The 10,664-nt window shown below is 47.7% G+C and carries 10 protein-coding genes and 1 tRNA gene; 7 read left to right on the top strand and 4 right to left on the bottom strand.

All coding sequences use genetic code 11. The annotated features are described in order from the left end of the window. The 4 genes from A3750_RS11190 to A3750_RS11205 all read right to left on the bottom strand — a co-directional run. Positions 1–904: lipopolysaccharide assembly protein LapB (locus tag A3750_RS11190; protein WP_197475000.1), on the bottom strand; the 904-nt coding region annotated here is incomplete at its 3' end. 18 nt (positions 905–922) lie between these two features. Beyond that, positions 923–1,444 (bottom strand): hypothetical protein, encoded by a 522-nt coding sequence (locus A3750_RS11195; protein WP_156498522.1) that lies wholly within the window; start codon positions 1,442–1,444, stop codon positions 923–925. Positions 1,445–1,582: 138 nt separating this feature from the next. Then, a complete protein-coding gene (locus A3750_RS11200) occupies positions 1,583–2,761 on the bottom strand; it encodes a VWA domain-containing protein (RefSeq protein ID WP_068456742.1) in 1,179 nt (392 codons plus the stop codon). Between the two features lie 2 nt (positions 2,762–2,763). Beyond that, the gene (locus A3750_RS11205; RefSeq protein WP_068456738.1) at positions 2,764–3,606 is read right to left on the bottom strand and encodes a MoxR family ATPase; all 843 of its coding nucleotides are present in this window, start codon (positions 3,604–3,606) and stop codon (positions 2,764–2,766) included. Positions 3,607–3,844: 238 nt separating this feature from the next. On the opposite strand from A3750_RS11205, the gene A3750_RS11210 reads away from it, so the two are divergent. The 7 genes from A3750_RS11210 to pta all read left to right on the top strand — a co-directional run. Continuing rightward, positions 3,845–4,213 carry a sirohydrochlorin chelatase gene (locus A3750_RS11210; protein WP_068456735.1) on the top strand — a complete coding sequence of 123 codons (369 nt, stop codon included), beginning with the start codon at positions 3,845–3,847 and terminating at the stop codon, positions 4,211–4,213. Between the two features lie 96 nt (positions 4,214–4,309). Then, entirely contained in the window at positions 4,310–5,212 is a 903-nt protein-coding gene (locus A3750_RS11215) for a TIGR01777 family oxidoreductase (protein ID WP_068466131.1), read from the top strand. A gap of 69 nt (positions 5,213–5,281) precedes the next feature. Then, positions 5,282–5,869, top strand: a complete 588-nt coding sequence (locus A3750_RS11220) for a hypothetical protein (RefSeq protein WP_156492485.1) — start codon at positions 5,282–5,284, stop codon at positions 5,867–5,869. An 82-nt stretch (positions 5,870–5,951) separates the two neighbouring features. Then, a tRNA-Glu gene (locus tag A3750_RS11225) sits at positions 5,952–6,027 on the top strand. A gap of 236 nt (positions 6,028–6,263) precedes the next feature. Continuing rightward, positions 6,264–7,475: an EAL and HDOD domain-containing protein gene (locus tag A3750_RS11230; protein WP_068457363.1), complete on the top strand. Its 1,212-nt coding sequence runs from the start codon at positions 6,264–6,266 to the stop codon at positions 7,473–7,475. A gap of 38 nt (positions 7,476–7,513) precedes the next feature. Then, positions 7,514–8,701: an acetate/propionate family kinase gene (locus A3750_RS11235; RefSeq protein WP_068466130.1), complete on the top strand. Its 1,188-nt coding sequence runs from the start codon at positions 7,514–7,516 to the stop codon at positions 8,699–8,701. Positions 8,702–8,716: 15 nt separating this feature from the next. Continuing rightward, a partial coding sequence (gene pta / locus A3750_RS11240) for a phosphate acetyltransferase (RefSeq protein ID WP_068548270.1) occupies positions 8,717–10,664 on the top strand: 1,948 nt, incomplete at its 3' end.

Below are 10,664 nucleotides of genomic sequence, written 5' to 3' on the forward strand. Positions count from 1 at the left end.
CCTGAGTCTGAAACCCAGAAAGTGCCTGAGCATGCGGGATAGCAATGAGCGACTCCGCAACTCCCGGAGCGCTTAGTCCAAATTGCAGACTTGCCTGCCAAGACTGGATCGCACCCCGATAATCCTGTAACTCATTCTTCGCGAGACCCGACAAATAGAGCGCTTGCGTAACGTAGATAGAGTCCATCTCGATTTGGTTAAAAAACTCGTTCGCCATTTCTGGCTTACCGTTATCCAGATACAGCGCTCCCGCACTGAGATTTATACGGTTTGTCAGTTCAACCTCAGAAAGCCCTTCCCCGAGATTGATATCTCGTGCAACCTTCAAAGACAGCAAGGCTCTGCGAGGGTTACGGCTCGTTGCTGCGTAATCAGTGGCAAGATTGTAATAGGCGGAAGCTGCCCACTCTCCTTCCAAGGCCCTGCTCAGAGACTGCGCAGCGAAGTTGTGATTACCTAGCTCGATAAAGCACTGCCCGCGAAGGTAAGCACGTTGATTTTGAAGTGCGCCATTCAGATCTTGCGCTTTACCTTTAAGGTGCTTGAGCGCGTTTTTGCAATCACCCTGCCTGTATAATAAGGAGGCCAGTCGCAATCGCGAGCGATCCCGCTCATTAAGGGTTTTAATGTGTTGCTCTAAAGTCTTAAGAGGATAGCTTTGTGCCAAACCGAGATGCTGCTCTGCCAACGCGACGTGAAGTGGGTTTGTATCACGGTCATCCGCCTGCAGCATCGTTAGCACGGTAAAGTAATCCTCTCGGTCGAGGTGATACTCAAGCATGCCTTTCTTAATCTCAGTCGGCAGTGCGTCACTGGCTAGCGCAGGAGTCAACGCAAAACTGATTGATAGCAACAAAACGAGGCGGAGAAACGTATGCGCCGAACTATAAGTCGATAAACCCATCACCACCAAACTAACCCACTACCATTGCTTAACTTTGAAAATAGGTTCACCGGTTGTGGGACTCTCCGCCACAATTAACTGGATAAATCGCGCTTCATTCGTCTTGTCGAAGTTAAGCGCTTTTTTCCGCTTAAAATAGCCGCCTGTTCGCCCTTGTCCGTTGAAACTTGCAGTGAGCTTATGCTTTCCGGGTGCCACACTTCCCATATACAGTTGCTGCAAACCACCGTTTAAAAGTGACTGCAAATCACCAGGCTGATAGAGATGAGAGGAAACCAAAGTATCATCAACAAAGAGTTCGATAGAGTCCAATTTAAAACGCGTGCGCTCCGTGAGGCTGAGAAACACACCAAATTTGACGTCGGGAGGGTAAAGTAAGGCTTCTTCGAGCACCGCGAGGTCTTGGCTTAGCGAAAGGATATCGCTTTTCAGCTGTTGGGCTTGCTTCTTTAGCTCTGCAACCTGAGGGTTGGTTGCGCTCTCGGCCGCAATTGCGGAAAAAGCGAGCAACGGGAAAAGTAAAAAAACGGCGTAACGCATGTGGCACTTCAAGATATAAGTTCCTGATTTGATGATCAAAACTTCAAGTCGAGCAGAATTAAACGCAAGTCTACCAAGATCGACCATCAACACTGTGAAGCAGTTAGGAAGTTACCAGAATTTTACTGAATAATACGATTATCGGCTGAGGTACTTCATCGCCGATTCAAGCCCTTCGACACTCATGGGATACATATGGTCTTCGACCAAACTCTTTGTGATCCCTAGTGAACCTCCCTCTCCCCAATAGTGCTCAGGCAGCGGATTGATCCACGCAACTTTGTCAAAGTGTTCCGTGACCCGTTGCATCCATATGGCACCAGCCTCTTCATTCCAGTGCTCTATGCTGCCACCAGCCTGAGTAATTTCATATGGCGCCATCGATGCATCGCCGACAAAAAGTACTTTATAGTCCGCTGTATACTTATGGAGAATGTCGTACAAAGATGTCGTCTCATTGCTTCGTCGAAGATTGTTCTTCCAAACACTCTCGTAAATAAAGTTATGGAAGTAAAAATACTCCATATGTTTGAACTCAACACGCGCAGCAGAGAAGAGCTCTTCACAGACCTTAACGTGTGGATCCATCGATCCACCAATGTCGAAAAAGATGAGCACCCTTACCGCGTTATGGCGTTCTGGGACCAACTTAAGATCAAGAAAACCTGCGTTACGCGCAGTTGAACGAATCGTGTCATCAAGATCCAACTCATCTTCCGCGCCTTGACGCGCAAACTTTCTCAAACGACGCAACGCGACTTTAATATTTCGAATACCCAGCGTTACATCGCCGTCTAAATCCTTGTACCCCCGTTTTTCCCAGACCTTGACAGCCTTGCCGTGACGACCCTTCTTCTGACCAATACGAACGCCTTCGGGGTTATAGCCATTTTGCCCAAAAGGTGACGTACCACCCGAGCCAATCATTCTGTTGCCGCCCTCGTGCTTCTTTTCTTGTTTCTCAAGCCGATCGCGAAGAGCATCCATGAGTTCATCAAACCCTCCCATGGACTCGATCTTTTCTTTTTCCTCGTCACTAAGGTATTTCTCAAGCTCCGACTTCAACCAGTCTTCAGGTATTAGCTCTTTGAAAAGATCATCTAATGCTTCAATGCCTTTGAAATAGCTCTCGAAGGCTCGATCAAACTTGTCGAAGTTCTTTTCATCTTTGACCAGGCACAGACGGCTTAGATAATAAAAATCATCGAGCGATGCAAAAGCCAGTTTATTATCCAGTGCCGAGATCAGATCTAACAACTCTCGAATTGTCGCTGGTACGCGATAACGTCGAACCTCTTCGAAAAAGCCAATCAGCATGCTTAACCCTTTCTGCGAGCCATAAATGCAAGGCGTTGCAACAACTGTACATCCTGCTCGTTTTTGAGCAGAGCCCCGTACAGTGGAGGAATCGCCTTGCTCGGATCTCGCTCGCGTAACAAGCTCTCACTGATGTCATCAGCAATTAACAATTTCAGCCAGTCAATCAACTCACTGGTACTGGGTTTTTTCTTCAAGCCTGGCACTTTTCGCACATCGAAAAATACATCTAGTGCTTCGCGAAGAAGATCCTTTTTGATGTCTGGGTAATGCACATCAACAATTTTCTCCATTGTTTCCGCGTCGGGAAAATCGATGTAATGAAAGAAGCATCGGCGTAAAAACGCATCAGGCAATTCTTTCTCATTGTTACTCGTAATCAAAACAATCGGGCGTTGCTTGGCAACGATACGTTGCTGAGTCTCGTATACATAAAACTCCATTTTGTCGATTTCTAAAAGCAGATCGTTTGGAAACTCAATATCCGCTTTATCAATCTCGTCGATCAACAAAATCACGCGCTCTTCCGCTTCAAAGGCCTCCCAAAGCTTTCCCTTCACGATATAGTTGGAAATGTCATGGACTCGATCCACACCTAATTGTGAATCTCTTAGCCGCGAAACGGCGTCGTATTCGTAAAGACCCTGCTGCGCTTTAGTTGTGGACTTGATATGCCACTGGATTAGTCTGGCACCCAAGGCGCTTGCAAGCTGTTCAGCTAGCATGGTTTTACCGGTTCCTGGCTCGCCTTTGATGAGCAAAGGCTTTTGAAGTGCGATCGCAGAATTGACCGCCATTTGAAGATCGTCAGTTGCGACGTAGTCCTGAGTACCCTTGAACGACATAATATTTCCTAAATAGATTTGGGCTAAACGTGCGACATTCTAAAGCAATGCACGTTTATTGCCCATACAACAGATTGTTCCACGTTATGTACAGCCCTTATGATGAAAATGGATTACTAACAACAAAATACACGCTATAAAGCGTGCAATGTAGACGCAAACGAACAAGCCCTGTTGATCCATAAACGTATAAATCAGCGTACAATATCTTAATCAACTTCAAGGAATAGAGTTTAGGATGAAAACGAAGTTAATTCTTTTGGCCCACGGTAGTAGTAGTAAAGAATGGTCTGATGCGTTTTATCAGATGACTAAGCGTGTTCGTGAGAGCTTTAAAGAAGCCGATTTGGCATTTATGGAGCTCAGCTCCCCCTCTCTGGAAGAAGTGTGCATTGAGGCCAAGCAAGACGGCTTCCAAAACGTTCGGGTTCTTCCGCTGTTCTTGGCCATTGGCCGCCATCTTAAGACAGACGTCCCCCGAATGATTTCAGAATACGAAAACACACTGGGGCTAAAGATCGACTTGCTGCCACCAGTCGGTCAACACCCTGCTATCGAAAATGCGATGTACGAAGCCGCTTCAGCGTACTTAAGTGAAAAAAGTTAGTCGGTCCTGCTTTGAAAACGCATTTGAGAACACGAGCCAATACCGATCTGAACCTTAGATCTGGCAGTCGCTTGATTTGAAGGCAAGGTAAGCAAAATGAAACACGACATTGATTATTTAATAACTGGCGGGTCCGGCCTAATTGGCAGTGCATTTATCCGATCACTGCCGAGCGAGGTTTCGGTTGTCGTTCTCTCCCGTCAAGAGCCGAAGACCGTTACTGCTAAAATCGGAAGGAAAGTGGAAGTTATTTCGAGCTTCACCCAGATTCCGGCGAAAAGTACGATCCGTTACTGCCTTAATCTGAGTGGAGAGCCTATCGTCGACAAACCTTGGACAATGCAACGAAAGCAGAATCTTCGCGCTAGTCGGATCGGTATAACAGAAGAGCTCGCCGCGCTGTCACGTACTTTGCCAAGACCCTTCGAGGCGTTGGTCAGCGGTTCTGCCATAGGCTTTTATCCGTCATCGCCCACAACAACGTTTGACGAGGCAAGTGGCAACGGTGAAGGCTTCTCCGCTCAGCTATGCCGTGACTGGGAAGAAGCGTCAACTCACGTCAGATCAGATCGAACATGCATGTTAAGGACCGGTATCGTGCTTGCCAAGCAAGGAGGGATGCTCCAAAAGCTAAAACTTAGTTTTGGCTTGGGTCTGGGGGCGACCATGGGCAATGGTGCACAAATGATGTCTTGGGTTCATGTAGAAGATGCCGTCGGGATCATTCACTTGCTCTTTGGCTCCGAGGCTGCAGCAGGGCCTGTCAATATGTGCTCGAATTCACCAGTGAGCAATCGCGAGTTCAGCGATGCACTTGCCAAATCACTCGATAAACCAAGGTTTTTCGCCATGCCGGCTTTCGTCGTCAATCTTATTTTTGGAGAGCGCGCAGCACTCCTACTAGACAGTCAAACCGTGACCCCAGAATATTTGAATAATTTGGGCTATAGTTTTAAGTACTCGACAATTAGCGAAGCGTTGGCCGCCATTTATCCATAAAGGTTTGGTTGGCGGGCAGAACTTTGGGTAGTCTTCGCTCTTCACGCATTCAATCAGCTGGATTTAAACTTGCTCCACTTCGTATCGCCGGGCATCGCCCTGTTCCTCGTATTACTAGCGTTACAGTGCAATACTGCGCTCGCACGTTCAGATCAGCGCGCAAACCCAGACATCCCACATGACTTTATCTCATGCACAATGCTCACTATTGAGCAGCTAACGGTGCTTCAGCTCGCCCAGAGAGGGATACCGCAAAACGATGCGATCAACACGCTCCCTTTTGGGCAAAAAAAGGCGAAACAACGCGTAATAGAGATATACGAGTTGCTCGACAAAGAAGGTATCCTTAATGCCTATTCTCTGGTTAATAGTAACTATGCGCGCTGTGCCAAATTAGTGTTTGAGGCAAAGGGTGCGCCCGCAAAAGACCTTTTGGAATACCCCTATTACTTTTGCGCCGGTGAAAACAAACTACGGTATGAAATCATCTTGCGCGTTAATGCGACATTCAACATCGACCAGGTACTACTAGAAACGCCTGATTCGCATTTTGATGTCGCAATCCAATACTTTAAGCTCATTGAAAACAAAGGAATGTTAGCCAGCTTTGACTACACCGCGAACAATTTAAAGGCCTGCGTGAATCAAATACAGTAATTTGCACAGTGGTGAATATTTTTTGTTGACTTCAAAAAACAAAGTCCCTAATATTCGCGCCACTTCGACGAAGTACCTATGCGTCCCCTTCGTCTAGAGGCCTAGGACACCGCCCTTTCACGGCGGTAACAGGGGTTCGACTCCCCTAGGGGACGCCACTTCTTTTTTCTACCAGATGGATGTTTTTGCACTTAGCAAGTGCAAGCTGCTAAGCACCCGCTGCGCTATCTCCTCAAACAACGTCGTTACCTCGAATGTTACATGCATTTATTGCAATTTTTTCTACTCTAGCCGCTCTCACAAGGCAAAAGGTCAGCTACACTTAACTACATACTCTTGAATACTAGCAGTCAACTCGCCATCGAAGCTTCGAACGGCCGCTTAATTAGGTTTTATGCAGAAAGACGATGTGCTGCTGGCGCGGCAACCAATATACGATGCGAATAAAGAAATTTATGGCTATGAGCTGCTGTTTCGCGACAATGAGCAGAACGCCGCAAATATTCTTTGTGATCTCAGTGCCACATCCAATGTTTTACTAAACCTTTTCACCGAAAGCGATTTGCAGTTTGTGACGGGCGGCGCCCCGGCTTTTGTTAACTTCTCCGGCGAACTTTTAATGGAACGCCCCATCTTTGACCCCCATTCGATCGTCATCGAGATTCTGGAGCACGTAAAGATAACACCAAGCTTTATTAAACGTGTTATCGAGCTGAAGAAAATTGGCTATACCCTCGCTTTAGATGATGTCGTCAGGGCACCGCAATACAAGCCGCTACTGCCCTACATTGATATCGTAAAAGTCGACATTCTCGGACAAACACTAAGTGATATCCAAAACACCGTTGACTACTTAAAACCCTTTGACCTCACGCTGCTTGCCGAAAAAGTAGAAACGCACAAAGAGTTTGAAGCATGTAAGGCGATGGGATTTCAACTTTTTCAGGGTTACTTTTTAGCGAAGCCCGAGATAATGCATGGTCAAAAACTTGCGACCAATCAAATTGCAGTACTGGGTCTCGTTGCCGAGCTTCAAGACCCCACGACAGACGTCAAACGAATTAGCGATATCATTTCTCAAGATCCGGTTATTAGCTATAAATTACTGCGTTTGATTAATTCCGCAGCGTATCGTCGAACTAAAGAGATTGATTCCATCAATTCTGCTGTTGCGCTGCTTGGGATTAATCGAGTGCGCAGCTGGGCTACGCTGCTCGCGCTCAGCAAACTCGACAATAAACCAGATGCTCTTCAATATATTGCTATTGTTCGCGCTTTGACTTGCGAGAAGCTTGCGCAACAAATCGATCCGAGCATGCAAACTGAATATTACACATCTGGTCTTTTAAGCTGCTTGGATGCGTTTTTTGATGTCCCAATCGTGGAGCTCATTGAGCAAATTCCCGTAAAGGAATCGATGCGCGAGGCGCTCATAGATCGAACGGGGCCTCAGGGCTTAATCATTAACTCAACCTTGCTTTTTGAACAGGGCCGCGTCGATGAAATCGACTGGGAAGGCCTTGCAGAGATAGGTTTAGACCCCCAGCTTATAAACGACACGTACTACGAATGTTCCGCTCTCGCAGCCGAAGCGAGCGGTTTTTAATATACTGGCTGTCAGTGTAAGGAAGCGGTATCCCTGATATGCAAAATAAAATACTCGTTATCAACTGCGGCAGCTCGTCGCTGAAATTTGCTTTATATTCCCAAGATAATCGAAATGCGCTCGTCACCGGACTTGCGGAAGCGCTTGGAAGTGAGGAGGCGCGAGCAAAAATCGAATTTAGCGACTCAAGCCAGAATCACATCGAGCTTCCATACGCCGACCACGGCAGCATCATTCAGCATATATTAAGCACACTTGAAAAACCGTTCTCGCTAAGATCTCAGCTATTAGCAGTTGGGCATCGGGTTGTCCATGGTGGAGAGCATTTCAACAAAGCAAGTATCGTTGACGAAACTGTGATTGCAGCAATTCGTGATTGCACTCCACTTGCCCCATTGCATAATCCAGCCAACCTTATGGGTATAGAGCTTTTGTCGAAAGCGTATCCAGAAGTGCCACAAGTTGCGGTGTTTGACACGGCATTCCACCAAACCATGCCAGCGTGCGCCTTTCGTTACGCACTACCCAAACATCTTTATGAAGAGCTTTCCGTTCGCAGATACGGGTTTCATGGTACGAGCCATCACTTTGTTGCTGAAGCGACCGCTAAACACCTTGGCAAGCCATTAGCAAATTGCAGTTTCATAAGCGCACACTTAGGCAACGGAGCAAGCGTGTGCGCGATTTCAAACGGAAATAGCGTGGATACTTCAATGGGAATGACGCCGCTCGAGGGGCTCGTCATGGGAACACGGAGCGGTGATATCGACCCCGGTATTTTTGCTTATCTGCTTCGACAAGGTTACTCGGGCGAACAGATAGACACGCTGTTAAATAAACAAAGCGGCTTACTTGGCGTATCCGGACTCTCGAATGATATGCGCACATTAGAAAAGGCCGCAAACGAAGGTGACTACGATGCAGCACTCGCCATTGATATGTTCTGCTTTCGATTAGCCAAACACATCAGCGGCATGAGGGTCTCGCTTGATCGCGTAGACGGCTTAATATTTACGGGCGGTATCGGAGAAAACGCTACGCGTATTCGCGATAAAACGGTCACACTGCTCGCGGGTCTTGGGTTCAAGCTCGACCTCTCCCGAAACAATAAAATTGAACACGATATTGTTCCAATTAACGACAACAGCAGTCTCCCTATATTCGTTACTAAGACTGACGAAGAGTGGATGATTGCCTCCCAAAGCGCAGAACTCTGTAAGAATTAAGTAAGGATACACCGAATGAGCAAGGCTTTCTTTTTGTCTCCAACCAACGTGCAATCCGGGTTGACGTCAATCACCTATGGTTTAGTTTACGCACTTGAGCGGATCGGCGTCCGTGTTGGTGTTTTTCAACCCATTGATTACCAATTAAGCCATCCCGACAATTCTCGTGATTTTGCGAAAATGCTTAACAAGGTGACGCCAGCACAGACAATTTCGCTTCCAGAGGCGCAGACCCTCATGAGCGAAAACAAGAGCGGTTTGCTGATGGAGCGCGTGATTGCCAACTTTCAGATTGCATCCGAGAACTGCGATGTCGTTGTCGTAGAAGGAATACCAAACGATCGGTCACAAGCATACATCGCTCGACTAAACATCGATATCGCACGAAATCTTGACGCACAAGTCATTCTTGTTACGGACCCTCAAAATCGAAGTGCAGACGCGCTTAACAAGCTGCTTAAGGTTTCAGCGTCACTTTATTCAGGTAGCGAAGACCCTGATGTATTAGGTGTCATACTCAACAAGGCCGGAGATATTGAGGCCGACGACTTTTCCAGCCAAGTAGCGGAATATTCGGAGCTGCCTATTTACACCGACAACTTCCGTCTTATTGGTGCCGTCCCATTCTTGAAAGAGCTCTCTGCACCACGCGTCTCTGATCTACAGCACTCACTTTCGCTCAATGCGATTAGTGAAGGCGAACATGACACACGCCGCATTCAGGAAATAGTCTTCGCCGCAAAAACGATAGATAACATTGTACCTCGCCTTGTGCCAGGCGCCCTCGTCGTTACGCCTTCAGATCGGAGTGACGCGATCATGGCCGCATGTATGGCAAGCCTCACTGGAACGCCGTTAGCAGGCATTTTATTGACGAGTGACTCTGCGATCAATGAGCGCATTCATGCGCTCTGTGGGCCCGCACTCAGAGCAGGCCTGCCTCTGCTCTCTACCGAACTTGATACCTTTGCTGCAGCCGCTGCGCTCGCAAACCTTAATCGCGTTGTACAGAGCGATGATGAGCCACGCATGCAGCGCGTGGTGAGCATGGTTTCAGAATATCTCGATCTGGACTGGCTCGAACACCTTTGCGAGAAAGAACGTAAAACACGTCTTTCTCCACCCGCTTTTCGTCATATGCTTACTGTGAATGCGCGCTCAGCAAACAGGCGTATCGTTTTACCAGAAGGGAATGAACCTCGGACCGTTGCGGCGGCGATTGCGTGCCAAGAAAGGGGGATTGCAGACTGCGTCATGATTGGCGATCCAGTCGAGATTGAGGCGGTCGCTCAAGCACAAGGCTTAAAGCTCCATGAAGATATTCAGGTGATCAACCCAGACGATGTTCGAGAGCGTTATGTTGCAAGCATGGTTGAGCTTCGAAAACATAAAGGGCTCGCACCAGATATGGCTCGCTCGTTACTTGAAGATAACGTTGTTCTTGCGACCATGATGGTCGCGCTTGACGAGGTTGATGGACTGGTCTCCGGCGCTGTTCACACCACGGCGAACACCGTTCGACCAGCCCTACAGCTCATCAAAACGAGCCCTGGCGCGAAAGTAGTGTCGTCGATCTTCTTTATGTGCCTACCCGAGCAAGTTCTGGTTTATGGTGACTGTGCAATCAATCCTGAACCGAACGCAGAAGAGCTTGCAGATATCGCGATTCAAAGCGCAGATTCTGCCCGCGCTTTTGGTATAGAGCCCAAAGTCGCCATGATTAGTTACAGCACTGGGTCTAGCGGCAGCGGCGCTGATGTTGAAAAGGTTCGTGCAGCAACCATTATTGCCCAAAAAGCACGACCAGATTTGATTATAGACGGCCCCTTGCAGTATGACGCCGCGGCAATTGAAAGCGTTGCTGCCAAGAAGGCACCAGATAGCCCTGTCGCAGGCCAGGCGACAGTCTTCATCTTTCCTGATCTCAATACCGGAAACACCACCTATAAAGCAGTGCAACGAA

Source organism: Oleiphilus sp. HI0079, from assembly GCF_001635105.1.